This window comes from Blastococcus sp. SYSU DS0541, from assembly GCF_054050875.1.
In genome coordinates this window covers 193,898-219,221 of sequence record NZ_JBJHAD010000007.1, presented here as the reverse complement: position 1 = coordinate 219,221, position 25,324 = coordinate 193,898, and the positions used below count along the sequence as shown (strand labels likewise).

The 25,324-nt window shown below is 74.4% G+C and carries 27 protein-coding genes; 12 read left to right on the top strand and 15 right to left on the bottom strand.

The genetic code is table 11. The features are described from left to right. Window positions 1–132 precede the first annotated feature (132 nt). The 4 genes from ACI794_RS10585 to ACI794_RS10570 are packed head-to-tail and all read right to left on the bottom strand — an operon-like array spanning window position 133 to window position 4,021. A complete protein-coding gene (locus ACI794_RS10585; RefSeq protein WP_456603714.1) occupies window positions 133–891 on the bottom strand; it encodes an iron ABC transporter ATP-binding protein in 759 nt (252 codons plus the stop codon). Further along, complete coding sequence (locus ACI794_RS10580) at window positions 888–1,964, bottom strand: iron chelate uptake ABC transporter family permease subunit (protein WP_456616337.1); 1,077 nt, start codon at window positions 1,962–1,964, stop codon at window positions 888–890. Before ACI794_RS10580 ends, ACI794_RS10585 begins: the two co-directional genes overlap by 4 nt. Beyond that, window positions 1,954–2,976 carry an ABC transporter permease gene (locus tag ACI794_RS10575; RefSeq protein ID WP_456603712.1) on the bottom strand — a complete coding sequence of 341 codons (1,023 nt, stop codon included), beginning with the start codon at window positions 2,974–2,976 and terminating at the stop codon, window positions 1,954–1,956. The genes ACI794_RS10580 and ACI794_RS10575 overlap by 11 nt, the downstream gene beginning before the upstream one ends. Window positions 2,977–3,013: 37 nt before the next feature. After that, window positions 3,014–4,021, bottom strand: a complete 1,008-nt coding sequence (locus ACI794_RS10570) for a siderophore ABC transporter substrate-binding protein (protein WP_456616336.1) — start codon at window positions 4,019–4,021, stop codon at window positions 3,014–3,016. Window positions 4,022–4,205: 184 nt separating this feature from the next. Here ACI794_RS10570 and ACI794_RS10565 point away from each other — a divergent pair, with 184 nt between their 5' ends. Both ACI794_RS10565 and ACI794_RS10560 read left to right on the top strand, forming a co-directional pair. After that, a complete protein-coding gene (locus ACI794_RS10565) occupies window positions 4,206–4,568 on the top strand; it encodes a hypothetical protein (protein ID WP_456603710.1) in 363 nt (120 codons plus the stop codon). Next, complete coding sequence (locus ACI794_RS10560) at window positions 4,561–4,986, top strand: hypothetical protein (protein ID WP_456603709.1); 426 nt, start codon at window positions 4,561–4,563, stop codon at window positions 4,984–4,986. Before ACI794_RS10565 ends, ACI794_RS10560 begins: the two co-directional genes overlap by 8 nt. On the opposite strand, the gene ACI794_RS10555 is transcribed toward ACI794_RS10560, so the two are convergent. From ACI794_RS10555 to ACI794_RS10545, 3 genes are all read right to left on the bottom strand, one after another. Then, entirely contained in the window at window positions 4,983–5,678 is a 696-nt protein-coding gene (locus tag ACI794_RS10555; protein WP_456603708.1) for a hypothetical protein, read from the bottom strand. The two genes, ACI794_RS10560 and ACI794_RS10555, sit on opposite strands and share 4 nt — an antisense overlap. Window positions 5,679–5,740: 62 nt before the next feature. Then, the gene (locus ACI794_RS10550; RefSeq protein WP_456580230.1) at window positions 5,741–6,256 is read right to left on the bottom strand and encodes a flavin reductase family protein; all 516 of its coding nucleotides are present in this window, start codon (window positions 6,254–6,256) and stop codon (window positions 5,741–5,743) included. Continuing rightward, window positions 6,256–7,191 carry a hydroxymethylglutaryl-CoA lyase gene (locus ACI794_RS10545; protein ID WP_456616335.1) on the bottom strand — a complete coding sequence of 312 codons (936 nt, stop codon included), beginning with the start codon at window positions 7,189–7,191 and terminating at the stop codon, window positions 6,256–6,258. Before ACI794_RS10545 ends, ACI794_RS10550 begins: the two co-directional genes overlap by 1 nt. Window positions 7,192–7,345: 154 nt before the next feature. On the opposite strand from ACI794_RS10545, the gene ACI794_RS10540 reads away from it, so the two are divergent. Continuing rightward, window positions 7,346–8,248 (top strand): GGDEF domain-containing protein, encoded by a 903-nt coding sequence (locus tag ACI794_RS10540; protein ID WP_456603706.1) that lies wholly within the window; start codon window positions 7,346–7,348, stop codon window positions 8,246–8,248. Window positions 8,249–8,290: 42 nt separating this feature from the next. Here the strand turns inward: ACI794_RS10540 and ACI794_RS10535 are convergent, their stop codons facing one another. Continuing rightward, window positions 8,291–10,021 (bottom strand): glycerol-3-phosphate dehydrogenase/oxidase, encoded by a 1,731-nt coding sequence (locus tag ACI794_RS10535; protein ID WP_456580227.1) that lies wholly within the window; start codon window positions 10,019–10,021, stop codon window positions 8,291–8,293. Window positions 10,022–10,250: 229 nt separating this feature from the next. Between ACI794_RS10535 and ACI794_RS10530 the strand changes: the two genes are divergently transcribed. From ACI794_RS10530 to ACI794_RS10505, 6 genes are all read left to right on the top strand, one after another. Next, complete coding sequence (locus ACI794_RS10530) at window positions 10,251–10,979, top strand: IclR family transcriptional regulator (RefSeq protein WP_456603705.1); 729 nt, start codon at window positions 10,251–10,253, stop codon at window positions 10,977–10,979. Then, window positions 10,972–12,474 carry a glycerol kinase GlpK gene (gene glpK / locus ACI794_RS10525; protein WP_456603704.1) on the top strand — a complete coding sequence of 501 codons (1,503 nt, stop codon included), beginning with the start codon at window positions 10,972–10,974 and terminating at the stop codon, window positions 12,472–12,474. The genes ACI794_RS10530 and glpK (ACI794_RS10525) overlap by 8 nt, the downstream gene beginning before the upstream one ends. Window positions 12,475–12,629: 155 nt before the next feature. Continuing rightward, a complete protein-coding gene (locus ACI794_RS10520; protein WP_456603703.1) occupies window positions 12,630–13,364 on the top strand; it encodes an MIP/aquaporin family protein in 735 nt (244 codons plus the stop codon). Window positions 13,365–13,387: 23 nt separating this feature from the next. Next, the gene (glpK, locus tag ACI794_RS10515) at window positions 13,388–14,905 is read left to right on the top strand and encodes a glycerol kinase GlpK (protein WP_456603702.1); all 1,518 of its coding nucleotides are present in this window, start codon (window positions 13,388–13,390) and stop codon (window positions 14,903–14,905) included. Between the two features lie 99 nt (window positions 14,906–15,004). Then, window positions 15,005–15,349, top strand: coding sequence for a PadR family transcriptional regulator (locus ACI794_RS10510; protein ID WP_456582760.1), 345 nt, complete (start codon window positions 15,005–15,007; stop codon window positions 15,347–15,349). A gap of 10 nt (window positions 15,350–15,359) precedes the next feature. Next, entirely contained in the window at window positions 15,360–15,926 is a 567-nt protein-coding gene (locus ACI794_RS10505) for an HAAS signaling domain-containing protein (protein WP_456603700.1), read from the top strand. 15 nt (window positions 15,927–15,941) lie between these two features. On the opposite strand, the gene pgm is transcribed toward ACI794_RS10505, so the two are convergent. The 4 genes from pgm to ACI794_RS10485 are packed head-to-tail and all read right to left on the bottom strand — an operon-like array spanning window position 15,942 to window position 19,407. Beyond that, a complete protein-coding gene (pgm, locus tag ACI794_RS10500) occupies window positions 15,942–17,576 on the bottom strand; it encodes a phosphoglucomutase (alpha-D-glucose-1,6-bisphosphate-dependent) (RefSeq protein WP_456603699.1) in 1,635 nt (544 codons plus the stop codon). 38 nt (window positions 17,577–17,614) lie between these two features. Next, window positions 17,615–18,052: a VOC family protein gene (locus ACI794_RS10495; protein WP_456603698.1), complete on the bottom strand. Its 438-nt coding sequence runs from the start codon at window positions 18,050–18,052 to the stop codon at window positions 17,615–17,617. Further along, on the bottom strand, window positions 18,049–18,903 hold the full coding sequence (locus ACI794_RS10490) for a helix-turn-helix domain-containing protein (protein WP_456603697.1): 855 nt from the start codon (window positions 18,901–18,903) through the stop codon (window positions 18,049–18,051). The genes ACI794_RS10495 and ACI794_RS10490 overlap by 4 nt, the downstream gene beginning before the upstream one ends. A gap of 48 nt (window positions 18,904–18,951) precedes the next feature. Beyond that, a complete protein-coding gene (locus tag ACI794_RS10485; protein WP_456616334.1) occupies window positions 18,952–19,407 on the bottom strand; it encodes a DUF4190 domain-containing protein in 456 nt (151 codons plus the stop codon). Between the two features lie 226 nt (window positions 19,408–19,633). On the opposite strand from ACI794_RS10485, the gene ACI794_RS10480 reads away from it, so the two are divergent. Together ACI794_RS10480 and ACI794_RS10475 are read left to right on the top strand one after the other, a co-directional pair. Next, a complete protein-coding gene (locus tag ACI794_RS10480; RefSeq protein ID WP_456616333.1) occupies window positions 19,634–20,206 on the top strand; it encodes a DUF222 domain-containing protein in 573 nt (190 codons plus the stop codon). After that, entirely contained in the window at window positions 20,112–20,849 is a 738-nt protein-coding gene (locus ACI794_RS10475; RefSeq protein ID WP_456616332.1) for a DUF222 domain-containing protein, read from the top strand. The genes ACI794_RS10480 and ACI794_RS10475 overlap by 95 nt, the downstream gene beginning before the upstream one ends. Window positions 20,850–20,874: 25 nt before the next feature. Here the strand turns inward: ACI794_RS10475 and ACI794_RS10470 are convergent, their stop codons facing one another. From ACI794_RS10470 to ACI794_RS10460, 3 genes are read right to left on the bottom strand one after another with little or no spacing between them, the layout of a single operon-like run. Further along, complete coding sequence (locus tag ACI794_RS10470) at window positions 20,875–21,210, bottom strand: YnfA family protein (RefSeq protein ID WP_456603694.1); 336 nt, start codon at window positions 21,208–21,210, stop codon at window positions 20,875–20,877. Next, window positions 21,207–22,043 carry an alpha/beta fold hydrolase gene (locus tag ACI794_RS10465; protein WP_456603693.1) on the bottom strand — a complete coding sequence of 279 codons (837 nt, stop codon included), beginning with the start codon at window positions 22,041–22,043 and terminating at the stop codon, window positions 21,207–21,209. The genes ACI794_RS10470 and ACI794_RS10465 overlap by 4 nt, the downstream gene beginning before the upstream one ends. Window positions 22,044–22,086: 43 nt before the next feature. Continuing rightward, a complete protein-coding gene (locus tag ACI794_RS10460) occupies window positions 22,087–23,334 on the bottom strand; it encodes a DUF3152 domain-containing protein (protein ID WP_456603692.1) in 1,248 nt (415 codons plus the stop codon). A 223-nt stretch (window positions 23,335–23,557) separates the two neighbouring features. On the opposite strand from ACI794_RS10460, the gene ACI794_RS10455 reads away from it, so the two are divergent. Then, a complete protein-coding gene (locus ACI794_RS10455; RefSeq protein ID WP_456616331.1) occupies window positions 23,558–25,300 on the top strand; it encodes a helicase in 1,743 nt (580 codons plus the stop codon). The last annotated feature ends 24 nt before the right edge of the window (window positions 25,301–25,324 follow it).

The following is a 25,324-nucleotide window of genomic DNA, read 5'->3' as shown; positions in this document are numbered from 1 at the left end:
CCGCCGCCCGACCCGCGGGGGCGCCCCCGCGCCCCCCCCCCCCCCCCCCCCCCCCCCCCCCCCCCCCCCCCCCCCCCCCCCCCCCCCCCCCCCCCCCCCCCCGCGACGATCAGGGCACCTGATCCCAGCGGGTCAGCCGTAGTAGAGGGCGACCGGGCGGCCGTCGATCTCCCGCACGTCCACGGTGGTGTCGTAGACCGCGGCCAGCACCTCGGGCCGCATGATCTCCCGCGCCGGCCCGTCGGCGACCACCACGCCGTCGCGCATCGCGACGATCCGGTCGGCGTAGGTCGCCGCGAAGTTGATGTCGTGCAGCACGGTGACCACCCGCTTGCCGAGCTCGTCGGCCAGCTGCCGCACGAGCCGCATGATCTCGGTCATGTGCCGCAGGTCCAGGTTGTTCAGCGGCTCGTCGAGCAGCACGTACTTGGTGTCCTGCGCGAGCACCATCGCGATGAATGCCCGCTGGCGCTGCCCGCCGGAGAGCTCGTCGAGGAACCGGTGCCGGTAGCCCTCGAGGTCCAGGTAGCCGATCGCCCGCTCGATGTGCTCGCGGTCGTGCACCGTCAGCCGGCCCCGCGAGTGCGGGAAGCGGCCGAACTCCACGAGGTCGTGCACCGTCAGCCGCGCGGCGACGTGGTTGTCCTGCCGCAGCACCGCCAGCACCTTCGCCAACTGGTGCGACGGCGTCGTCGCGACGTCCATGCCGTCCACCGCGATGCGCCCGGCGTCCGGCGCGAGGAGCCGGCCGACCAGCGCGAAGAGCGTGGACTTCCCCGCGCCGTTCGGGCCGATGAGCGCCGTCACGCCCTCCCCGCCCAGCTCCAGGGAGACGTCGTCGACCACCGTCTGGCGGCCGTAGCGCTTGGTCGCGTTCTCCAGCGCGATCACCGCGCCCCCTTCCGCAGCACGAGGTACAGGAAGAACAGTCCGCCGGCGAACTCGATGATCGTGGAGAGCGTGCCGCCGAAGTCGAACACCCGGTCGAGCACCAGCTGGCCGCCGAGCAGGCAGACCATCCCGATGAGCACCGCGGTGGGCAACGTCCACGCGTGCCGGAACGACCGCGCGTACGGGTAGGCAAGGTTCGCCACGATCAGGCCGAAGAACAGGATCGGCCCGACCAGCGCCGTCGACGCAGCGACCATCACCGAGACGACGGTGAACAGGGCCATGACCACGCGCCGGTGGTCCACCCCCAGGCCGACCGCGGCCGGTGCACCCAGCGTCAGCACGTCCAGCGTCCGCAGCAGCGGGACGACGGCGGCGCAGCCGAGGACGACGAGGGCCGCGGTGAGGACCAGCAGCAGCTCGTCGGGCCGGGTGAGCGAGGCGAACATCGCGTCGGAGAGCACCTGGAAATCCAGCGGGTCGAGCATCCGCTGCATCCACTCGGTGACGGCGCGGAAGAAGGTGCCGAGCACGATGCCCACCAGCAGCATGAGGTGGATCGAGCGCCGCTTGCCGCCGAAGAGCCAGGTGAAGAGCGCGACGCTGAAGGTGACCATGACGGCGACCTGCACCAGCCACAGCGTGAGCCCGTCAGCGGCGAGGAAGGACGCCGACCCCGCGACGAAGACGATCACGGTGGAGATCAGCAGGTAGAACGCGTCGAACCCCATGATCGCGGGGGTGAGGATGCGGTTCTGGGTGATGGTGTGGAAGACCACCGTCGAGACCCCGACCGACGCCGCGACGACGAGCATCGCGGCCAGCGCCAGGCTGCGGATCTCCACCGCGAAGGCGAGCGAGCCGGGGACGTCGGTGAACAGGTAGAGCGCCGTGAGCCCCAGCACGACGGCGCCGAGGACCGCCAGGCGCACGGGCGGCCGCTCCCAGGCCGCGGCCAGGCGCGCACCCATCCGGGTGCGCCGGCCGTGGTCGGGCGGTGAGCCGGGCGCGGGAGCGGGGTCGGCGGTCGTCGCGGCGCCGCCGGAGGCCGCGGTGGCGGGGTCAGTGAGCACGGCTCCTCCTCCGCAGCAGCAGCCAGAGGAACAGCGCAGCGCCGATGATGCCGACGACGAGCGACAGCGGGATCTCGTACGGGAAGCGCAGGACCCGCGCGAGGATGTCGCAGGCCACGACGAAGAGCGCCCCCAGCCCCGCCACCCAGGGGATCGCGCGGCGCACGTTGTCCCCGACGAGGAGGCTGACGACGTTCGGGACGACGAGCCCGAGGAAGGGGATCATCCCCGCCGTCACCAGCACCGCCGCCGTGATCACGGCGACGACCACCATGCCGATGGCGACCACCCGCCGGTAGGCGAGGCCGAGGTTGGTGGCGAACTCCTCGCCGAGGCCGATCACGCTGAAGCGGTCGGCGGCGATCCAGGCGACGACGACCATCAGGCCCGCGATCCAGACCAGCTCGTACCGGCCCTGCATGACGCTGGCGAAGCTGCCCTGCGACCACTGCTGGAGGGACTGCAGCAGGTCCAGGCGGTAGGCGAAGAAGACGGTCACCGAGGCGACGACGCCGCCGAGCATGAGGCCGACCAGCGGGACGAGCACCAGCTGGCGCACCGGCACGACGCGGACCACCCGGAGGAAGACCCAGGTGCCGAGGAGGCCGAACGCGGCGGCGACGCCCATCTTGCCCAGGACGGCCATGCCCGGGAAGAAGACCATGGTGACCAGGGCGCCGAGGGTCGCGAACTCCGTGACCCCGGTCGTGCTGGGCTCCACGAACTTGTTGCGCACGAGCATCTGCAGGATGAGCCCGGCGATGCCCAGGGAGGCGCCGACCAGCACGACGGCGACCGTCCGCGGGATCCGGCTGGCCACCAGCAGGAAGGCCGCGTCGCTCTCGGCGCCGCCGGCCAGCAGCGACGCCGGGGTGACGTCGGAGACCCCGACGAACAGGCTCGTGACGGCGAGGAGGACGAGCAGGACGCCGACGAGCACCCCCACCCACGTGCGGCGGCTGGGCCGCACCCGGGCGGGGGTGCTCGTCGGTGCCGGCGCGAGCGCTGTCACGAGCGGCAGGCGCGCTGCGCGGCGTCGGTCCGGTCGGTCACTCCGCGATCTGGAGGACGTCGTCGATCATGATCCGGGTGGTGTCCAGACCGCCGAACACGATGTACCAGGCCTGCGGGTCGAGGTAGACGATCCGGTCCTCCCGCGCGGCGGTCGTCTGCCGGACGATCTCGTTGTCGAGCACCGCCGCGGCCGGCTGCGCGCCCCCCTCACCCGTGGCGGCGTCCCGGTCGACGACCCAGAGCGTGTCGGGGTCGGTCTCGAGCAGGAACTCGAAGGAGACGGGCTCGCCGTGGGTCGCCGCCTCGACGTCCTCGACGGCGGGCTCCACGCCGAACACGTCGTAGATCAGGCCACCGCGGACGGCCGGGCCGACGGCGACCTCCCCCGCGGGGGCCATCGCGCTGAGCTCGCCGCCCGCGACCATGAGCCCGAGGCCCGCACCGGCCTCGGCGGTGGCGGCCCGCGCCTCCTCGATGCCCGCGTCGATCTCCTCCAGCGCCGCGGCGGCCTGGTCCTCGGCGCCCAGCACCTCACCCAGGAACGTGGTGGTGCGCTGCAGGTTGTCGGTGTAGGAGCCGCGCAGGCTGAGGTCCACCGTGGGGGCGATCTCGCTCAGGTCCTCGTACAGCGCCGCCGACCGGTTGGCGACGACGATCAGATCGGGCTGCTGGGCCTCGATCTCGACGAGGTCGGCCTCGAAGAGGGTGCCGGCGTTGAACGCGTCGTCGGCCAGGTAGCCCTGGAGGTACTCCGGCACGGACTCCAGCGGTGCGCCGGCGATCTCGCCGCCCAGCGCACCGATGGTGTCGAGGCTGGCGATGTCGAAGGTGACGATCCTCTCGGGGTTCCTGGGGACCTCGACCGTGGTCTCCTCGTAGCGCGGGTCCTCGTCCTCGCCGGCGACGTTGCGGTCCCAGGTGAACGAGACGGTCTCGGCCCCGGTGGTGGCGGCGGTCTCGGCGTCGGCGTCCCCGCCGCACGCGGAGAGCGCGAGGACGACGGGGAGGGCGAGGGCCGCGAGCGGCCGGGCGACGGTGCGCATCGTGCTCCTGTCGGACTGAGGGTAGGTATGCCTTAGTAAGGCGTCCCTAAGCTGCCATACCGGTCCTGGCGCGTCTCTACCGGGTCCGGCGGACGCCGCTCCGGGCTCGACCCCCCGGCCGCCCGCGCCCCCGGGAGCGGGATCATGGCGGCGTGCTCGTCCCCGTCCCGTTCGCGCGGCGCCCGTGACACCCCCCCTCGTCGTCGCGATCACCGCGGCCGCGGCCCTCGTCGTCCTCGCGGGCCTGGCCTCCACGGTCGCGCGCCGCCGGATCGGCCTGGTGCACCTGGCCGCCGCCGCGGTGCTGGAGGCCCTCCTGCTGGTGCAGGCGGTCCTCGCCGTCGCGCGGATGGGCGGGGGCACCCCGGCCGACACCCCCACGTTCCTGGGCTACCTCGTCGGCGTCGTGCTGATCCCGCTCGCCGGGGTGCTGTGGGCACGGGCCGAGCGCACCCGCTGGGCGGGGACCGTGCTGGCGGTGGCGGGCGCCGCCGTCGGCGTCATGGTGTGGCGGCTGCTGCAGCTCTGGGAGGCCACCGGTGCGTGAGCGCGGGCTGGGCGGCCCCGCCGAGGCGGCGCCCGCGGGCGGGACCACGGGACCGGCCCGGGTGCTGGTGCTCGTCTACGGGATCTTCGCGCTCGCGGCGGGGTCGCGGGCCGGGGTGCAGCTGGCCACCCGCTTCGACGAGGCGCCGCTGGCCTACCTGCTCTCGGCGTTGGCGGCGGCGGTGTACGTCGTGGCGACCGTGGGCCTGGCCCGCGGCGGCCGCGGGGGGCGGCGGACCGCCCTGGTCGCGATCCTCGTCGAGCTGGTGGGGGTGCTCGTCGTCGGCACCCTGTCGCTCGCGGACCCGGCGGCGTTCCCGGACGAGACGGTCTGGTCCGCGTTCGGCCGGGGGTACGGCTACGTACCGCTGGTGCTGCCGGTGCTCGGCCTGCTGCTGCTCCGCCGCCGCCGGGTCTAGAAGTCCCCGCCGCCGAAGTCGCCCCCGCCGAAGTCCCCTCCACCGAAGTCGCCGCCGCCGTAGTCGCCCCCGTAGCCGGCCCCGGGGTCCTCGTACCCGCCGCCGGCGCCGTCCTCGTAGCCGGCCGCGTAGGCCTCCTCGTCGCCGCCGCCGAAGAGGCCGCCGTCGCCGAGCCCGGTGTCGAACAGCGCGTCGGCGACCGCCGTGCCGATGACCAGCCCCCCGATGGTGCCGAGCATGCTGCCGCCGATCATGCTGCCCATCCCGGGACCGCCGTAGCCCCGCCCCGGGCCGTACCCCGGGCCGTGCGCCGGGCCGCTGAAGGTGCGCTCCATGAAGCCCGGCTGCCGCAGCTCGGCGCGGGTGGCGGCGCGGGCGAGCGTCCGCGGGTCGTCGCCGGCCGGCCGCTCGCCGGTGGGTACCGCCTCGCTGAGCCGGGCCAGCACCTGGGCGCGCTGCTCGGGGGTGAGCTGGGCGAACGCCTCGGCGTGCGCCTGCTCGATCTGGTCCGGCGGGGCGGTGCGCAGCAGGTAGCGGTAGCGCTCGATCGCCTGCTCGTCGGCCGAGCCGGGTGCACGCGGAGACCGGTCGTCGGCGTACCACCCACCGTCCCCCGGGCGCTGCCCCGCGCCGTAGCCGTAGCCGTGGTCGTCGCGCCGCCTGCGGCCGAAGAGCCGGTCCAGCAGTCCCATCGGGGCCTCCTCGCGTCCGGGGTGTCGCGTCCGTGCACGGCTGTGCCCCCCGAACCGGGCGGCTAGTCCTCGCCGTCGCGCAGCAGGCCGTAGGCCCCCCGGTGGAAGAGCAGTGGCCGGCGGTCGGGGACCGCACCGAGGTCGAGGACCCGGGCGACGACGATCGTGTGGTCCCCGCCGTCGTACTCGGCCCACAGCTCGCCGTCGATCCAGGCCACGACGTCGTCGAGCACGGGGGAGCCGTGCGCGCTCGGAGTCCACGGCACCCCCGCGAACTTGTCCGTGCCGGAGCGGGCGAAGTTCTGCGAGACGGCGTCCTGGCCCTCGGCGAGCACGTTGACGCAGAACCGGCCGATCTCGCGCAACCGGGCCCAGGTGCGGGACGTGCGCGCGGGGGCCAGCGCGACCAGCGGCGGGTCGAGGGAGAGCGAGCTGAAGGACTGGCAGGTGAAGCCGATCGGCCCGTCGGGGGTGTCGGCGGTGACCACGGTGACCCCGGAGGCGAAGTGCCCGAGGACCTCGCGCATCACCCGGGGGTCGACCACCCGGGGCGGCTCGGAGACGGCGTCGGCGCCCATCACCGCCCGCCCGCGGAGCGCGGCACCGACCGGCCACCGGCGCGGTAGAGCGAGCTCGGCAGCTCGTGGCCGACGGCCTGCTCCGTCACCCGCGCCGCCACCAGCAGCGCGTCGAGGTCCAGCCCGGTCCGCACGCCGGACTCCTCCAGCATGTAGACCAGCTCCTCGGTGGCGATGTTGCCGCTGGCCCCGGGCGCGAAGGGGCAGCCGCCGAGGCCGCCGATGGAGGAGTCGAGCTGGGTGACCCCGGCCTGCACCGCGGCGAGCGCGTTGGCCTGCCCGGTGCCCCGGGTGTCGTGGAAGTGCACGCCGACGGCGACGCCCGGGCACGCCCGGCGGACCGCGTCCACGAGCGTGACCACGCGCAGCGGCGTCGTCGTGCCGATCGTGTCGCCGAGGCAGAGCTGGTCGGCGCCGGCCGTGACCGCCGCCCGCGCCACGTCGACGGTGCGCGCCACCGGGGTGCGCCCGTCGAAGGGGCAGTCCCAGGCGGTGGCGATGATGACCTCCAGGGAGCCACCCGCGCCGTGGGCCAGCGCGGCGATCTCCCCGACGGCGCCGACGGCCTCGGCGGTGCTCCGGCCCGCGTTGGCGCGGCTGTGCCCGTCGGAGGCGGAGACGACGTACTCGAGGTCGGCGACGCCCGCGTCCACGGCGCGGACGGCACCGCGCGGGTTGGCGACCAGCGCCGACCAGTGGACCTCCGGCCACCGCTGCAGCTCCGCGGCCACCTGGTCGGCGTCGGCGAGCGCGGGGACCGCCTTCGGCGAGACGAACGACGTCGCCTCGATCCGGCGGACCCCGGTGGCCACCAGGGCCTCCAGCATCGCGAGCTTGGCCTCCAGCGGCACGGGAGCCTCCAGCTGCAGGCCGTCGCGCATGCCCACCTCGCGCACGTCGACGGAGCTGGACAGCACCAGGTCGAACTCGTTCATCTGCGTCTCCTCCGCGCCGGCGTCGTCGTCCCCCGCATCCTCCCCCGCCCGCGGCGGGTTCCCCCGATCAGGCGTCCGGGAACCGCGACAGCCGGTCCAGCCAGCGGATCGTCGTCCCCGTCCAGCAAGATGGACCCCAGCACGGGGAGGTGAGGTGATCGAGGTGGCGGACGCGCTGCCCCCGGCGGATCGGCGGAGCGCCTTCGCCAACGCGCCGATGGGGATCGCCCTGACGACCCCTGCGGGCCTGCTCGTCGACGTCAACCCGGCGCTCTCGACCATGCTGGGCCGCCCCGCCGACGAGCTGTACGGCCGGTCGGTGCTGGACTTCATCCACCCGGAGGCGGTTCCCGTCGCCCGGGAGGCGCACGCCTCGCTCATCGCCCGGCCCGAGCGCCCGATGCGCCTGGAGACCCGCCTGCGACGGGCGGACGGCGGCGACCTCCCGGTGCAGATCACCGCCTCGTGGGTGCCCGAGAGCGACGAGGGCCAGGCCGCGCACCTGGTCCTCATCATCGAGGACATCACCGAGCGCAAGGCGCTCGAGGCGCAGTTGGTGCACCGCTCGCTGCACGACCCGCTCACCGGGCTGCCGAACCGGCTGCTCTTCCAGGACCGGCTGCGGCACGCGCTCGACCGGGGCCGCCGGGAGAACACCCCCACCTGCGTGCTGATCATCGACCTGGACGGCTTCAAGGCGATCAACGACGAGCTGGGCCACCCGATGGGCGACCTGGTGCTGGTCTCGTTCGCCGAGCGGCTGCGGTCGGTGCTGCGCGCGAGCGACACCGCGGCCCGCCTGGGCGGGGACGAGTTCAGCATCGTCTGCGAGAACACCGAGCGGGCGGACGCCCAGGCGCTCGCCGACCGGCTGCGCACGACGGTCACCGAACCGCTGGAGCTCGGCGGGACGCGGGTGCCGGTCGGGATCAGCATCGGCATCGGCACCGCCCCGGGCGGCGAGCGGCCCGAGGAGGTCTACGAGCGGGTGGTGCGGGTCGCCGACGACGACATGTACGCGGACAAGGCGCGGCGCCGGACGGCACCGCGCCGCTGAGTCGGCGCCGGACGGCAGCAGCGCCGCTGAGGCGGACGGCGGCTACCCGAGCGCGCGGCCGACCGCGACGGCCCGCGTGTCCGGGGCCGCCACCCGCGCGGCGTCGGCCTCCTGGTCACCCGGCTCGGTCTGCGAGCGGCGCTCGGCCTCCACCCGCGCGCTGTAGCTGGCCACCTCGTTGGCGATCCGCTGCTCGTCCCAGCCCAGCACGTCGGCGACCACGCGGGCGACCGGCTCGGCGCACTCCACGCCGCGGTGCGGGGTCTCGATGGAGATGCGGGTGCGGCGGGCCAGCAGGTCGTCCAGGTGCAGTGCCGCCTCGTGCCCGGCGGCCCACACCATCTCGGCCATGAGGTACTCCTCGGCCCCGGGCACCGGCTCCAGCAGCTCCGGCCGGTCCTCGGCCAGCGCGAGGACGTCCGGTGTCAGCGATCCGAACCGGTTGAGCAGGTGCTCGGCGCGGAAGCGCGGGATGTCCCAGCGCCGGGAGAGGCCGTCGAGGCTGTTCAGCATCGCCGCGTAGCCCTCGGCGCCCACCAGCGGGATGTTCTCCGTGACGCTCGGGGGCACGGTCCGGCTGACGTCCTGCGCCACGGCGTCGACCGCGTCCGCCGCCATGGGGCGGTAGGTCGTGTACTTGCCGCCCGCCACGGCGATAACGCCCGGCATCGGCCGGGCGACGGCGTGCTCCCGGGAGAGCTGGCTGGTCGACTCGCTCTCCCCGGACAGCAGCGGGCGCAGGCCGGCGTAGACCCCGGTGATGTCGTCGTGGGTCAGCGGGACCGACAGCACCCGGTTGACGTGGTCGAGGATGTAGTCGATGTCGGCCTTGCTGGCCGCCGGGTGCGCCTTGTCCAGCTCCCAGTCGGTGTCCGTCGTCCCGACGATCCAGTGGCTGCCCCAGGGGATGACGAACAGCACGGACTTCTCGGTGCGCAGGATCAGCCCGGCCTCGCCGTTGATCCGGTCGCGGGGGACGACGATGTGCACGCCCTTGCTGGCGCGCACGTGGAACCTGCCGCGCCCGCCGACCAGCGTCTGGACGTCGTCGGTCCACACCCCGGTGGCGTTGACGACGACCTCGCTGCTGACGTCCACCTCCTCGCCGGTCTCCACGTCGCGGACGCGCGCGCCGACCACCCGGCCGCCGGCGTGCTCGAAGCCGACGACCTCGGCGGAGTTGAGCACGGTCGCCCCGTAGGTGGCCGCGGTGCGGGCCACGGTGAGGGTGTGCCGCGCGTCGTCGGCCTGGGCGTCGTAGTAGCGGACGGCGCCGACGAGCGCGTCGGGCCGGAGCGCGGGGAACATCCGGCGGGCACCGGTGCGGGTCAGGTGCTTCTGCGCGGGCATCGGCTCGGACAGCGCCCCGAGCCGGGCCAGCCCGTCGTAGAGAGCGAGCCCGGCGGTCACGTAGGGCCGTTCCCAGCCGCGGTGGGTGAGCGGGTAGAGGAACGGCACCGGCTTGACCAGGTGCGGGGCCAGCCGGTTCACCGACAGGTCGCGCTCGTGCAGCGCCTCCCGGACCAGGCCGAAGTCGAGCTGCTCCAGGTAGCGCAGCCCGCCGTGGAAGAGCTTGGAGGAGCGGGACGAGGTGCCGCTGGCGAAGTCACGGGCCTCGACCAGCGCGGTACGCAGGCCCCGGGTCGCGGCGTCCAGCGCCACCCCGGCCCCGGTCACCCCGCCGCCGACGACGAGGACCTCGAAGCCGCCCTCCGCGAGCTCGGCCCAGGCCTGCGCTCGCTGCTGGGGTCCGAGTGGGCGTACTGCCGTCATCTGCACTCCCCGGGGGATGCCCGCCCACCGGGCGGGACGCACTGGTGGGGTGCCCGGGTGCCCGTGCACCTCCGTGTCACTGCCGTCGGCCGCAGGGGCAGGCGTGCTCCTCCGGCCCCCGGCTACGGCCACGGTAGGTCGGTCCCGGGCACGCCGTCGAACACCTCGGTCCGACATGGTCGTACCGCGAAATCGACGACGGAGGCCGCCGATGCCCTAGCGTCGCGCCATGCCGGGCACCGTGCAGTCCATCGAGCGGGCGGCGGCGATCCTCCAGGTGGTCGCGGGCGCGCGCGGGGCGCTCGGCGTCACGGACATCGCCGAGGCCGTCGGTCTGGCCAAGACCACCACCCACGGCCTGCTCCGCACGCTGCTGCACGTGGGGTTCGTGGCGCAGGACCGGGAGACCGGCCGGTACAGCGTCGGCCCCGGGCTGCTCAACCTGGGCAGCAGGCTGGACGTCAACGAGCTGCGGTCACGGGCCTCGAACTGGGCCGACGCCCTGGCCGCCCGCAGCGGCCACACGGTGCGGCTGGCCACCCTCGCCGGCGAGGACGAGGTGGTCGTCGTCCACCACATCTTCCGGCCGGACGACTCGGCGCAGGTGCTCGAGGTGGGGGTCGCGCTGCCGGCCCGGACGACCGGCCTGGGCAAGGTGCTCCTGGCGCACGCGCCGGGGAACCGGGCGGCGCGGACCGCGACCGACGGCCGGGCCACCGAGCTGGCCGAGGTGCGCGCCCGGGGCTGGGCCGCCGAGCGGGGGGAGCACGAGGCCGGCCGCGGGTGCATCGCCGCCCCCGTCCGCGGGCCCGGCGGCCCCGTCGTGGCCGCCCTCGGTGTCAGCGGCCCGGTGACCTCGCTGTTCGACGGCCGTGGCGCACCGCGCGGCCTGCTGCTGACCATGGTGACCGACGCGGCCGCCGCCGTCTCCCGCGAGCTGGGGTACGGCGGTGCCTGACCGCTACGTGCTCGCCGTCGACCAGGGGACGACGTCGACCCGTTCCCTGGTCTTCGACCGCGGCGGCCGCATGGTCGCCGTCCGGCAGCGCGAGCACCGGCAGTACTTCCCCCGACCCGGCTGGGTGGAGCACGACCCGATGGAGATCTGGGCGAACACCCGGGGGACGGCCGACCAGGTGCTGGCCGACGTCGGCTCCGCGGGCACCGTCGTCGCGCTCGGCATCGCCAACCAGCGCGAGACCACCGTCGTCTGGGACCGCGCGACGGGCCGGCCCGTGCTGCGCGCCCTCGTCTGGCAGGACACCCGCACCGCAGACCTGGTCACCGAGCTCTGCGCCCGCCCGGACGCCGAGCTCGTACGCGAGCGCAGCGGCATGGCGATCGCCGGCTACTTCTCCGGGCCGCGTCTGCGCTGGATCCTCGAGAACGTCCCCCGCGCCCGGGAGCGGGCCGAACGCGGCGAGCTGCTGTTCGGCACGATGGAGACCTGGCTGATCTGGAACCTCACGGGCGGTCCGGACGGCGGCCGGCACGTCACCGACGTCACCAACGCCAGCCGCACCCTGCTGATGGACGTGCGCAGCTGCACGTGGGACCCCGACCTGCTGGACTTCTTCGGCATCCCCGCGGCGATGCTGCCCGAGATCCGGCCCTCGGTCGGCGTGCTGGGGCCGGCCACCGCGCTCGCCCAGCCGCTGCCCATCGCCGGGGCGCTCGGGGACCAGCAGGCGGCGCTGTTCGGGCAGGCCTGCTTCGCGCCCGGTGAGGCCAAGTGCACCTACGGCACCGGGAGCTTCCTGCTCCAGAACACCGGCACGGAGTTGGTGCAGACGCGCTCGGGTTCGATCAGCACGGTCGCCTACCAGCTGGCGGGCGAGCCGGTGCGGTACGCCCTGGAGGGCTCGGTGGCGGTCGCCGGCGCCCTGGTCCAGTGGCTCCGCGACGGGCTCGGGCTCATCGGCACCGCGCCCGAGGTGGAGACGCTGGCCCGCACCGTCGAGGACAACGGCGGCTGCTACGTCGTCCCCGCGTTCTCCGGCCTGCTCGCCCCGCACTGGCGGGGCGAGGCCCGGGGGCTGGTGGCCGGGCTGACCTCCTACGTCACCAAGGGGCACCTGGCGCGGGCCGTGCTGGAGGCGACCGGCTGGCAGACCCGGGACGTGGTGCGCGCGATGGCGGCCGACTCGGGCCTGTCGCTGCCGGCGCTCCGGGTGGACGGCGGGATGACCACGAACAACCTGCTGATGCAGTTCATCGCCGACGTGCTGGACACGCCGGTGGTCCGCCCGATGGTGGGGGAGACCGTCTCGCTGGGGGCCGCGTACGCCGCCGGGCTCGCGGTCGGCGTCTGGTCCGACATCGCGGCGCTGCGCCGCAACTGGCACCGCGCGGCGCAGTGGTCGCCCTCGCCCGGGCGGGCCGAGGCGCTGGACGCCGAGTACCCGCGGTGGGAGCGGGCGGTTCAGCTCAGCATCGACTGGGGGGCGCCGTGATCACCGCTGTCCGATCATGTCGAACCGCGACTGTTGTCCCCGTCACAGTCGCGCTCCTACGGTCCGCGGGACGGATCCGGCGGTGGTGATCACCCGGGATCCGATGACATCCACGGTCCGCAGTGCTGCGGACCCCCTGGGAGGAGCCCCTACACGTGGACACGAGCCTCTGGACCGTCTTCTTCAGTGAAGTGCTCGGCACCGGCATCCTGCTCCTGCTCGGTGTCGGGGTGGTGGCCAACGTCGTGCTGCCGAAGACCTTGGGCAACGGCAGCGGCTGGATCGTCATCATCTTCGGCTGGGGGCTCGCGGTCTTCGCCGGCGTCTTCGCGGGTGCGGCCTCCGGGGCGCACATCAACCCGGCGGTCACCGTCGGCCTGTGGGTGAGCGGGACCGACGAGTACGCCCCCGGCATCCCCGTCACCGTCGCCACCACCTTCACCTACTTCGCCGGCCAGCTGGTCGGCGCCTTCCTCGGCGCGGTGCTGGCCTACCTCGCCTACTACGGGCACTACAACGACCCGGAGGCCGCCGGGACCCAGCTGGGCACCTTCGCCACCGGGCCGGCCATGGGCACGGTCAAGGACAACGTGGTCAGCGAGGTCATCGGCACGTTCGTGCTCGTCTACATCATCCTGCGGTTCGGGGACACGCCCACCCAGCTCGGCCCGCTGGCCGTCGCCCTGCTGGTCGTCGGCATCGGCGCCTCCCTCGGCGGGCCCACCGGCTACGCCATCAACCCCGCCCGCGACCTCGGCCCGCGCCTCGCCCACGCCGTCCTGCCCATCCGCGGCAAGGGCGACAGCAACTGGGGCTACGCCTGGGTGCCGATCGTGGGCCCGATCATCGGTGCCGTCCTCGCGGGCGGCCTGTCGCACGTCTCCTTCTGACCGCCCAACCGAGAGGAACTCCCATGCCGCAGTACGTCGCAGCCATCGACCAGGGCACCACGAGCACCCGCTGCATGATCTTCGACCACGACGGCGCGGTGGTCTCGGTCGGGCAGAAGGAGCACGAGCAGATCTTCCCGAGGGCCGGGTGGGTCGAGCACGACGCGATGGAGATCTGGCGCAACACCCGGGAGGTGGTCGGCCAGGCCCTCGCCCGCAGCGACGCCGGCCCCTCGGACATCGTCGCCATCGGGATCACCAACCAGCGGGAGACCGCCGTCGTCTGGGACCGGGCGACCGGCGAGCCGGTCTACAACGCCATCGTGTGGCAGGACACCCGCACCACGAAGATCATCGAGGACCTCGGTGCGCTGGGGGGTGGCGCCGACCGGTACAAGGACCGGGTCGGGCTGCCGCTGGCCACCTACTTCGCCGGGCCGAAGGTCCGCTGGATCCTCGACAACGTCGAGGGCGCCCGCGAGCGGGCCGAGCGCGGTGAGCTGCTCATGGGGACCATCGACTCCTGGCTGATGTGGAACATGACCGGCGGTGCGGACGGCGGCCAGCACCTCACCGACGTCTCCAACGCCTCCCGCACGATGCTCATGGACTACCGGACGCTCGCCTGGGACGAGTCCATCGCGGAGGAGATGGGCATCCCGATGTCGATGCTGCCGGAGATCCGGTCCAACTCCGAGGAGTACGGCCGGGGGCGCAAGGCCGGGTTCCTGGCCGGCGTGCCGATCGCCGGGTCGCTGGGCGACCAGCAGGCGGCGACGTTCGGGCAGGTGTGCTTCGAGCGCGGGATGGCCAAGAACACCTACGGCACCGGCAACTTCATGCTGCTGAACACCGGCGAGGAGGCCGTGCCGTCGCAGAACGGCCTGCTGACCACGCTCTGCTACCAGCTCGGTGACGGCAAGCCGGTCTACGCGCTGGAGGGCTCGATCGCCGTCACCGGCTCGCTGGTGCAGTGGGTGCGCGACAACCTCGGGATGATCAAGAGCGCTCCCGAGATCGAGGACCTGGCCCGCACCGTGGACGACAACGGCGGCTCGTACTTCGTCCCGGCGTTCTCCGGGCTGTTCGCCCCGCACTGGCGGTCCGACGCCCGCGGCGCCGTCGTCGGGCTGACCCGGTACGTCAACAAGGGCCACCTCGCCCGGGCGGTGCTCGAGGCGACCGCCTACCAGACCCGCGAGGTGCTCGACGCCATGAACGCCGACTCCGGCGTCGACCTGACCGAGCTGCGGGTGGACGGCGGGATGGTCGGCAACGAGCTGCTCATGCAGTTCCAGGCCGACCTCCTCGACGTCCCGGTCATCCGCCCGAAGATCGCCGAGACGACGGCGCTGGGTGCCGCGTACGCGGCCGGGCTGGCGGTGGGCTTCTGGTCCGACCTGGACGAGCTGACCGCCAAGTGGGCCGAGGACAAGCGCTGGGAGCCGCAGATGGCGGCCGAGGAGCGGGAGCGGAACTACCGCAACTGGCAGAAGGCGGTCACCAAGTCCCTGGACTGGGTGGACGAGGACGTCAGCTGAAGGAGCACCCGCGGGGCGGCGGCCGACCGGACCGCTGCCCCGTGGGTCGGGCCCCTGAGTAGCTTGCGCGCCTGACTAGTCGTCGGTACCGTCCGCCGCGTGACGGAGGAGCGCTGGCCCGGGGAGTGGCTGCGCGGCGTCCTCTCGCTGTGCGTGCTGCGCGTCGTCGCCGACGGGCCGACGTACGGCTACGCCATCGCCGCGCGCCTCGCCGAGGCCGGGCTGGGATCGGTGAAGGGCGGCACGCTGTACCCGATCCTGACCCGGCTGGAGGCCGAGGGGCTGGTCTCCTCCTCCTGGGCGGCCGGCGACGGCGGCCCCGGGCGCAAGTTCTTCACGCTGACCGCCGCCGGTGGGCAGGCCCTGCAGGAGCGCGCCGGCCAGTGGCGCGTGTTCACCGAGCGGGCCACCGGCCTGCTCTCGTCCCCGTCCGTCCCCGTCTGAGGAGCCCGCCATGGGGAAGCTGCTGAACAGCACCGAGCAGGCCTGGTGCGACGACCTGCTGCTGCGCCTGCGCCTCCGCGACGTGCCGGGCACGCGGATCGGTGAGGTGCTCGCCGAGGTGCAGAGCCACGTCGCCGAGACCGGCGAGCACCCGCGCGAGGCCTTCGGGAGCCCGAAGCAGTACGCCGACGAGGTGGCAGCAGCCCTGGGCATCCGCCCCGCCGGCCCGCTCGCCACGCTGCGGGGGACGCTGACCGGCTGGGACGTGCTCGTGGCGCTGCTCACCGGGCTGGGCGGGTTCGCCCTCGCCGACGGGCTGTGGTCCCTGGCCGCGGGTGACGCCTCGCTGCTGGGGCTCCCCGCCTGGGCGGTCGCCGCGGCCGGCGCGCTGGTCCTGGCCGCCTGCACCGCGCGCTTCGTGCTCGCCGCACGGCGGGGCGAGGACGCCGACCCGGTCCTCGACCCGCGCACCGGCGCCGACACGGCGCCGTTCACCCGCGGGCAGGTGGCCCTCCTGGCCGGCGTCCCGGTGCTGCTCCTCGCGATGACGGTGGTCGGCGGGCTGCTCACCCGCTGACCGGCGGGCCCGGCGTCAGCTCCCGAGCGCGGTCGCCACGACGGCGCGGGCCTCCTCCTGCACCTGCGCCAGGTGCTCGGGGCCGCGGAAGGACTCCGCGTAGATCTTGTAGACGTCCTCGGTGCCCGACGGTCGGGCGGCGAACCAGGCGTTCTCCGTCGTCACCTTGAGGCCGCCGATCGGGGCGTCGTTGCCCGGCGCGCGGGTGAGCTTGGCGGTGATCGGCTCGCCGGCCAGCTCGGTGGCCGAGACGTCCTCCGGCGCGAGCTTGCCCAGGGCCGCCTTCTCGGCGCGGGTCGCCGGGGCGTCGATGCGGGCGTAGGCCGACTCCCCGAAGTGGTCGGTCAGCTGCTTGTGCAGCCTGGACGGCGACCGCCCGGTCACGGCCTGGATCTCGGCGGCGAGCAGCGCGAGGAGGATGCCGTCCTTGTCCGTCGTCCAGACCCCGCCGTCGCGGCGCAGGAAGGAGGCGCCGGCCGACTCCTCGCCGCCGAAGGCGACCGACCCGTCGAGGAGGCCCGGCACGAACCACTTGAAGCCGACGGGGACCTCGACCAGCCGCCGGTCCAGGTCCTTCACCACCCGGTCGATGAGCGAGCTGGACACCAGGGTCTTGCCGACGGCGACCTCCTTGGCCCAGCCGGGGCGGTGGCTGAGCAGGTAGGCGATCGCGACGGCCAGGAAGTGGTTGGGGTTCATCAGCCCGCCGTCGGGGGTGACGATGCCGTGCCGGTCGGCGTCCGCGTCGTTGCCGGTGGCGATCTGGAACTCGTGCCGACGGTCGACCAGCGAGGCCATCGCGTGCGGGGACGAGCAGTCCATGCGGATCTTGCCGTCCCAGTCCAGCGTCATGAACCGCCAGGTGGGGTCGACCAGCGGGTTGACGACGGTCAGGTCGAGCCGGTGGCGCTCGGCGATCGCCGCCCAGTAGTCGACGCTGGCGCCGCCCAGGGGGTCGGCGCCGATCCGGACGCCGGCCTGGCGGATCGCGTCCAGGTCGACGACGCCGGGGAGGTCGTCGACGTAGGTGCCCAGGAAGTCGTAGCTCTGCGCCGCGGCGCGCGCCTGCTCCACCGGGACGCGGCGGACGCCGCTGAGGCCGGCGCGCAGCAGGTCGTTGGCCCGCCCGGCGATCCAGCCGGTGGCGTCGGTGTCGGCGGGCCCGCCGCTGGGCGGGTTGTACTTGAACCCGCCGTCGCGCGGCGGGTTGTGGGACGGGGTGACGACGACGCCGTCCGCCAGGCCCGACTCCTTGCCCTGATTGGCCCGGAGGATCGCGTGGCTGATGGCCGGGGTGGGGGTGTACCGGCCGCCGGCGTCGACCAGGACGGTCACGTCGTTGGCCGCCAGCACCTCCAGGGCCGTCGCCCAGGCCGGCTCGGAGAGCGCGTGGGTGTCGCGCCCCAGGAAGAGCGGCCCGTCGAACCCCTGCGCGGCGCGGTACTCGCAGATCGCCTGGGTGGTGGCGAGGATGTGCGCCTCGTTGAAGGCCGCGTCGAGCGACGACCCGCGGTGCCCGGAGGTGCCGAAGACGACCTGCTGCGCGGGTTCGGCGGGGTCGGGCTCGACGGTGTAGTACGCGCTGACCAGCGACGCCACGTCGATCAGGTCGGCGGGCTGGGCGGGCTGTCCGGCGCGGGCGTCGCTCATACCGGTGATCTTGGCGTCCGCGCCGGTCCCGCGCGAGCTCAGCCGGTGCGGCGCGGCTCGCCGCGGTAGGTGCCGAACTGCCAGAGATTGCCCTCGGGGTCGCGGACGGCGAAGTCGCGCGACCCGTAGTCGGTGTCGTACGGCGGCCGGACGATCTCGGCTCCGGCGGCGACCGCGCGGGCGTGCACGGCGTCCGGGTCGGCCGTGACCACGTAGCAGCCGGTGGACTCCACCGGCCACTGGCCGCCGTCGTCACGGACCGAGCCGAGCATGACGCCGCCGCCCTCGGGCCAGTCGAGCTGGGCGTGGTCGACCCGCTCGCCGTCCCCGTAGGTGGCGGTCTCCTCGAAGCCGAAGGCGTCCACGAGGAAGCGGATGAGCGCCCGGGCGTCGCGGGCGCGGAAGGCGGGCCACACCTGGGGCGGCGGGGCCTGGCCCGCGTCGGGTGTCTCTGCGGTGGTCATCGGGTTCGTCATGCGCCCGAGAGTGCCGAGTCCAGCACGGAGGTGTCTTGCACGTATCCGAACTCCGCCGCCAGCCAGCGGGTCGGCGCCAGCCCGGAGAACGCCCGCCACTCCCGGGTCAGGTGCGCCTGGTCGCTGAACCCGGTGGCGACGGCGAGCCCGGCGAGGTCCGGCGACAGGCCGCGGGAGGCGCGCCGGGCGAGCCCGCGGCGAGCCCGGTCGAAGCGCACCACGCGGGCCGCCTCCTTGGGCCCCAGCCCTGTCTCGGCGCGGAACCGCTGCTCGAGGTGCCGGGTGGACCAGCCGACCCGGTCGGCCACCTGCGAGACCAGCAGCCGCCCGCCGCCCGCCGTGGTCAGCCGCCAGGCCTCGACCACCTCGACCGGGCCGGCGTCGTCGTCCCGCAGCCGGCGCAGCAGCCCGTCGTCCAGAGCGGCGAACCTCGCCGCCCAGCCCTCGGCGGCGCGGACCCGGGCGAGCAGCTCCGCACCGGCGGGGCCCAGCAGGTCCGCCAGGGCGACGTCCACCGAGGCGAGCGCGCCGGCCGGCACCCCCAGCAGGGCCCGGGCGCCGAGCGGGCTGAGGGAGAGCTGGATGCCGGCCTGCCGGCCGGGGTGGACGATCCGCGCCGGGCGGGTGTGCAGCCCGCCGACGAGGGCGTCGAACCGGCCGGGGGGCTGCGCGGGATCCGGGTGCGCGGCCAGCTCCAGCGGGTGGTCGAGGGTGAGGACGACGGTCAGCCAGGGGGAGGGGAGGCCCAGGTGCTCCCCCGGCGGGAAGCCCTCGTGCCGGTAGCCGACCGCGGCAGCCACGTACGGGCGCAGCGCCGGGTGCGGGCGGTGCACCACCGACTCCTGCCGCACCCGGTCAGGATGGCAGCGGAGCGGCTCGGGTTCCAGGGGCCGCCGGGCTCAGAAGCCGGTGGCGCGGGCGATCCCGAAGAGCACGAACAGGGCGAAGAAGCCCACGCCGATCCAGCCGAGGACGATCCCCGCCGTCGCCATGCCACCGCCGGCCTCGCCGCGCTCCTGGATCTGCCGTTTGGCGAGGTAGCCGAAGACCAGCGCCAGGATGCTGCCGATCCAGTACAGCCAGAGGATGCCCAGCACGAGCGACGCGATGGCCATGCCGTTGGTGCACTGCGGCGGCGCGTACGGGTACCCACCGTAGGGGGGCTGGCCGTAGGGGCCGGGGTACGGCGGGCCGTAGGGGCCGGGCTGACCGTACGGAGCGAAGGCGGGCGGGCCGTAGCTCCCGCCGCCGGACGGCGGCGGGCCGCCGTGGGTAGCCGGCTGCTGGCCCCACGCCGCCGGGGCCGGCCGGTACGGGTCGTCGGCGCCGGGGTGGGTCGGACCGGGGTACGTCATCTGCTCGCTCCTGTGGCTGCCGCGCCGGGAGCACGTCCCCGGCGGTCGCCCCATCGTGGCGGTCGGCGGTGACGCTGCGGGTTCGGCGCGCGGCAGGACCACCCCGACTGGGGAGCGCCCGGACGAGGCGCGTGAGCGGCACACACCTTCTGACCTGCGGTTTCTGTCGTACCCCCGGCCTAGTGTCGGGGTGTCGGAGGAGGTCCTGGCGGGAGGGAGGCAGCCGGTGTCCGAGCTGCGTTCTGCCCTGGACGAGCTGGCGTCGATCGACCTGGGCGGGCTGTCGGATGACACGCTGCTGGACCTGGTCGGTGAGCTGAGCACCGCGGTCAACCGGGTCACCGCGTCGCTGACCACCGCCGTGCGCGCGGCCGATCGCCGGGAGGCCTACCGCCGCGACGGCGCCGTCTCCATGAAGGCTTGGCTGCGGGGTAGCTGCCGCATGGCCCCCGAGCAAGCCACGACGACGGTCTCGACGGGCCGGCGGCTCGAACAGCTCCCAGGGACCGCGGCAGCGTTCGCAGCCGGGGCGATCAGTGCGGCGCATGCCCGGGCGATCACGAAGGCCATGACGCCTGGCCGGATCGCCAAGGCCGCCGAGATCGGTATCGACCTCGGCGAGACCGACGGCATCCTGGCCGACCTGGCCCGGGCCACCGCCCCGAACGAGACCGCTCGGGGCGGTCAAGGAGTGGGTCGCCGGGGTGGATCCCGACGGGACCCTGGACGACGCCGCCGACGTCCGCCGCCGGTTCACCATGGCGTCGGGGCTCGACGGGCGGGTGCACCTGCGCGGTGACCTCGATGCCGTCGGCGGTGAGTACCTGCACAGCGCGCTCACCGCACTCATGAACGGCGACCGCCCCGCCGGTGACCTCCGCTCCCACGCCGAGCGGCAGGCCGATGCGCTGGTCGCGCTGGCTCGCGGGGCTCTCGACGGCGGCTTGCTCCCCGACGTCCGCGGTGAACGGCCGCACGTGCGCGTGACGATCGACTGGTTCCCCCTGTGCGCCGCCCGCGGCGCACCCGGCGTGGCCGGCGGATCCCTGGGCTGGGCCGGTCCCATCAACCCCGAGACGGCACGCCGGCTGGCCTGCGACGCCGGCGTCGCCCGCGTCATCACCGGCCCCGACGGGCTGCCGCTGGACGTCGGGCGCGCGCAGCGGACCGCGTCGGCGGCGATCCGCCGGGCCGTCGAGGTCCGCGACGGGCACTGCGTCTTCGCCGGCTGCGACGCCCCGCCGGAGTGGTGCGACGTCCACCACGTCGTCCACTGGGCGCACGGCGGGCCGACGAGCTGCGACAACGGGGCGCTGCTCTGCGAACGGCACCACACCAGCTGCCACGAAGGCGGCTTCACCCTCCGCCGGGATCCCGGCACGAGCCAGTGGCGCACCTACCGGCCCGACGGCACCGAGATCCTCAGCCGCGCCGGCCCCTGACCCACCGGCGGCACCCCGCTGACCGCTATGCGCCCCGCGGGGCGTACATGATCACCGCGACGCCGACGAGGCAGATCAGCGCGCCCGCGACGTCGTAGCGGTCGGGGCGGAACCCGTCGACGACCATGCCCCAGGCCAGCGAACCCGCCACGAAGACACCGCCGTAGGCGGCGAGGATCCGGCCGAAGTGGGCGTCGGGCTGCAGCGTCGCGACGAACCCGTACAGGCCGAGCGCGATCACCCCCGCGCCGATCCACAGCCAGCCGCGGTGCTCACGCACCCCCTGCCAGACGAGCCAGGCACCGCCGATCTCGGCGACCGCCGCCAGCGCGAACAGCAGGAGCGACCGGGTGACGGTCACTCCACCGCCTCGAGGAACCGACGCAGCGTCGCGAGGAAGATGTCGGGCTGCTCGGAGTGCACCCAGTGCCCGGCGTTCTTCACCTTCACCAGGCGCGTGGACGGGAAGATCGCATCCATGTGCGGCCGGTCCTCCGGGAGCACGTAGTGCGAGTTCGCCCCGGCGATCCAGAGCACCGGCCCGTCGAAGGTCGCGCCGGGCGGGGGCTCGGGGAAGCCGCGCAGCTCGCCGAGGTCCCGCTCGAGGAGCTCGAGGTTCAGCCGCCAGTGCCAGCCGTCGCCCTCCTCCTCCCGGCTCAGGCTCTGCAGCAGGAAGCTGCGCACCATCCGGCTGGGGACGGCGGCACGCAGGGCGGCCTCGGCGTCGGCGCGGGACTCCAGCGCCTCCAGGTCCACCGCCCGCATCGCGGCGATGAACGCGGCGAACGGCGAGGCCTCCTCGTCGGGGTCCTCGGTGCGGCCACCCTGCAGCGGGTACTCGACCGGTGCGATGTCGACCACGACGAGCGCCCGCAGCAGCTCCGGCCGGCGCAGCGCCAGCTGCATCGCGACCTTGCCGCCCATGGAATGCCCGACGAGCGTGGCCGGCTCGCCGAACGACTCCAGCTCGGCCGCGACCATCTCGGCCATGTCCACGTAGTCCACCCGCTCGGTCCACGGGGAGTGGCCGTGGTTGGGCAGGTCCAGGAGGGTCACCCGGTGGTCGTCGGCCAGGCCCTTGGCGATCGTCGTCCAGTTCTTGCCCTGGCCGAACAGACCGTGGACGAACACCACGCGCGGGCCGGCCTCGCCCAGCGTCCGGGCGTGCAGGGCTTCCTCGGCGTTCTCCGTCACCCGGCGATTCCACCAGAGCGTGCGGTGCCGTGCGGCTCCGCGGTCAGTCGAACACGACCTCGGTCTCGCCGGTCGCGTCGTCCAGGGTGATGTGACCGCCCTCGAAGTCCGTCCGGCTGCCGCCGGCGACGTCGTAGACACCGCTCACCGGGTAGCCGAGCTGTCCCAGCTCCCAGCCGGTCTCCCCCCAGCGGGACCAGATCGGCCCGTAGACCTCGTGCGCCCCCGTGCTCGGCGTGAAGTAGATCGAGGCACCGCCAGGCCGGGAGAAGTTCTGGTACCGGCCCACCCCGTCCGGTGAGCCCCGCTCGCCGGTGATCGGGTAGCCCAGCGGACCCAGCTCGTACGCCAGCGACCCGTAGTGCCCCCGGATCGCGCCGTAGATCTCGTGCGCCCCCGTCGCCGGCGTGAAGTAGATGGTCCCCGGGCGCGAGAAGTTCTGGTACCGCCCGACGCCGTCCGGTGAGCCGCGTTCGCCGGTCGTCGGGTAGCCCAGCACCCCGAGCTCGTAGCCCAGCGACCCGTAGTGCCCGCGGATGGCCCCGTAGATCTCGTGCGCCCCCGTCGCCGGACTCCAGTAGATCGTCGCCGGGCGGGCGAAGTTCTGATACGCGCCGACGCCGTCCGGCGAGCGCTGCTCCCAGTCCACCGGCACACCCAGGATCCCGCCCTCCTGGCCCAGAGCCCGGTAGTGCGCCTCGATCGCCGACCAGCCGACGGAGACCCCCAGCAGGGAGCCCGCCCGCTCGCGCTCGGCGATGACGGGCCACACGTTGGCCCGGCAGCTCTGCAGGGAGATCGACTGCTGCTGCATCACCCACGCCGTCCGGCCGGCGGTGGGGCAGTCGGTGTGCCCCAAGCCGATCCAGTGCCCGACCTCGTGGTTGATGACGTAGCGCTGGTAGGTGTCGATGCCGTGCGGCCACGACGCCGTGCCGAAGCGCCACCGCTCGTCGTTGATGTAGACCGAGCGCCCCACCCGGCAGCTCCACTGGGCGCTGCATCCCGGGGAGGCGGCGGCGATCACGGACGGCGACGCCAGGATGAGGTCGAACTCGCTGCCCGAGCCCACCTGCTCGAACGCCACGGTGCCACCGAGACTCCACCCTCTCGGGTCGTTGAGCGCATCGCGCGCCACGGTGGCGAAGTGGCCCAGGTCGCCGACGACCGTGCCGCGCGTGGACACCGTGTAGGTCACGGTCCGCTCCGCGGCCGAGGCGACGGCGGGCTGCAGCACCACGGCCGCCACGGCGACGAGGGCGGCGAGCAGGAGACGCAGGGCTCTGGTCATCGGGTCCTCCCGCGCGGGCATCGCTGCCCAGACGTCGCATCCGGACCGGCGGACGACGGGAGACCGATCGAGCGCCGGCTGCTGTCACCGACCGGTCTACCGCATCCGGGCAGCCCGGTGGCATGTCGATCGCGTGACGATCCGAGGACGGCGCGCTGGCCGCCTGCCCGGGGCCGTCACCCCCGGCCTCTACGGTGCCGGAGGATCGACGGGGGGGGTGGCCATGCCAGGACGACGCCGGAGCGCGGGCAGCAGCCGCAGCACGGGCGGCAGCACGCGCACGCGCCGGACGACGGCGACCCGGAAGGCCTCCCCGCGGAGGCCGGCGCCGAAGAAGACCGCTCCCGAGCTGCCCACGGCCGGTCCGGGCGAACGGGTGTGGGTGCTCGCCGTGCCCTTCCGCGCCCCGGCTCCGGGAGCCGTCTGGCACCCCGGGCTGCAGGCGCACGTGTGGGTCGGCCGGGCGCTCCCGCCCGAGCTCGCGCCGTACGACCCGCCCGCCTACAGCCTCGAGCGCTTCCTCGAGGACGAGCTGAACGAGGCGCCGCGTCCGCTGCCGGTCACCCCCGCGCTCGTCCCGCGCCCCCAGCAGGAGGAGGGCGCCGCCGTCGTCGCCGCGCACGCCGCCGCGGGCGGGCGGGTCTTCCTCCTCGGCGACGACCCGGGCGTGGGCAAGACCGGGACCGCGATCCTGGCGGTGCACGAGATCGCCGCGCAGCGACCGGTGCGCACGGTGCTGGTCATCGCCGACCGACCGGCCGCCATCACCATCCCGCACTGGGCCCGCTCCATCGCCGGGTTCGGCGACGGCGGGCTGCGCTGGTGCGTCACCACCTGGGATCGACTGGGCAAGGTGGCCAGGCTGCGGTTCGACGTCGTCGTCGCCGACGAGGCGCACATGGTGCGGCACACGACCACCCAGCGCTGGAGGCACTGGAAGGCCGTCTCCGGCGCCGCCCGGGTCAAGGACACCCCGTACGTGCTCGCCGCGACCGCGACGCCGGCGCACACGCCGCTGGAACTGCCCTACCTGGCGCCCGAGTTCGCCGCCCGGCACGGGGAGTCGATCAAGGAGTGGGCCGACCTCCCGAAGGCGCTGGAGCGGCACACGTTCCACGTGGAACGTGGCCGCTACGGCTGGCAGTGGACCGAGGACGCCGACGCGCGCCGGGCGGACCTGGCCCGCCTGCAGTCCTGGCTCGCCGACGCAGACCCGCCGGCCACGCTGCACCGTCCCGCGCCGTGGGGGCCGGTGTCGGTGACCGGCACCCCGGTGCTGCTCACCCCGGCCGAGCGGACGCAGTACGAGGCGGAGTGGTCGGAGTTCCGGGCCGAGATGCGCCTGGCGCGGCGCAGCCGGCAGACCGCGCGAGGCCGGGCCGCCCTGCTCCGGTTCCGCCAGAAGGCCGGGCTGATCCGTGTGCAGGCCACGGTCGACTGGATCAAGGCGCAGGTCGAGGCCGAGCGGCAGGTCGCGGTGTCGGTGGAGTTCGTGGAGACGGCGGCCGACCCGATCCGTCAGGCCTTGCTCGACGCGGGGATCCCGGTGGCCGGGATCTACGGCCGCGACCGGTTCGACGTCGAGGCCGAACGGCTGCGCTTCCAGCGGGGGGACGCCGCGGTCTGCGTCTTCACCGTCACGGCGTCGATGAGCCTGCACGCCGGGGAGCTGCTGCCCGACGGTTCCACGGCCTCGGAGATCCCGCGCGTGGGGCTGTTCCACCAGCCGCGCTTCTCCGGCATCCAGGCCCGGCAGGTCACCGGGCGCACCCACCGCGACGGGCGCTCCTCGCCGTGGCGGGTGGCCTTCGCCGCCGACACGGTGGAGGAGCAGGTCGCGCGGGTGATGGTGGAGCGGCTCGCGGTGAGCGGCTCCACGGCCGGCGCGGACACCTCCTCGCTGCGGGAGATCGCCGAACTGCTCGACGCCGACTGGCTGCCCGCCGCCGCCCTCACCGAGGGCTGAGGGCGGCGGAGGTGGTCCTGGGCG

Excerpts from the sequence above, each read along its gene's own strand:
- ACI794_RS10570 (WP_456616336.1), bottom strand. The coding sequence starts at position 4,021 with ATGCGCACCGTCGCCCGGCCGCTCGCGGCCCTCGCCCTCCCCGTCGTC.
- ACI794_RS10555 (WP_456603708.1), bottom strand. The coding sequence starts at position 5,678 with ATGGGACTGCTGGACCGGCTCTTCGGCCGCAGGCGGCGCGACGACCAC.
- ACI794_RS10550 (WP_456580230.1), bottom strand. The coding sequence starts at position 6,256 with ATGGGCGCCGACGCCGTCTCCGAGCCGCCCCGGGTGGTCGACCCCCGG.
- ACI794_RS10545 (WP_456616335.1), bottom strand. The coding sequence starts at position 7,191 with ATGAACGAGTTCGACCTGGTGCTGTCCAGCTCCGTCGACGTGCGCGAG.
- ACI794_RS10535 (WP_456580227.1), bottom strand. The coding sequence starts at position 10,021 with ATGACGGCAGTACGCCCACTCGGACCCCAGCAGCGAGCGCAGGCCTGG.
- ACI794_RS10530 (WP_456603705.1), top strand. The coding sequence starts at position 10,251 with ATGCCGGGCACCGTGCAGTCCATCGAGCGGGCGGCGGCGATCCTCCAG.
- glpK (WP_456603702.1), top strand. The coding sequence starts at position 13,388 with ATGCCGCAGTACGTCGCAGCCATCGACCAGGGCACCACGAGCACCCGC.
- ACI794_RS10505 (WP_456603700.1), top strand. The coding sequence starts at position 15,360 with ATGGGGAAGCTGCTGAACAGCACCGAGCAGGCCTGGTGCGACGACCTG.
- pgm (WP_456603699.1), bottom strand. The coding sequence starts at position 17,576 with ATGAGCGACGCCCGCGCCGGACAGCCCGCCCAGCCCGCCGACCTGATC.
- ACI794_RS10495 (WP_456603698.1), bottom strand. The coding sequence starts at position 18,052 with ATGACGAACCCGATGACCACCGCAGAGACACCCGACGCGGGCCAGGCC.
- ACI794_RS10485 (WP_456616334.1), bottom strand. The coding sequence starts at position 19,407 with ATGACGTACCCCGGTCCGACCCACCCCGGCGCCGACGACCCGTACCGG.
- ACI794_RS10460 (WP_456603692.1), bottom strand. The coding sequence starts at position 23,334 with ATGACCAGAGCCCTGCGTCTCCTGCTCGCCGCCCTCGTCGCCGTGGCG.
- ACI794_RS10455 (WP_456616331.1), top strand. The coding sequence starts at position 23,558 with ATGCCAGGACGACGCCGGAGCGCGGGCAGCAGCCGCAGCACGGGCGGC.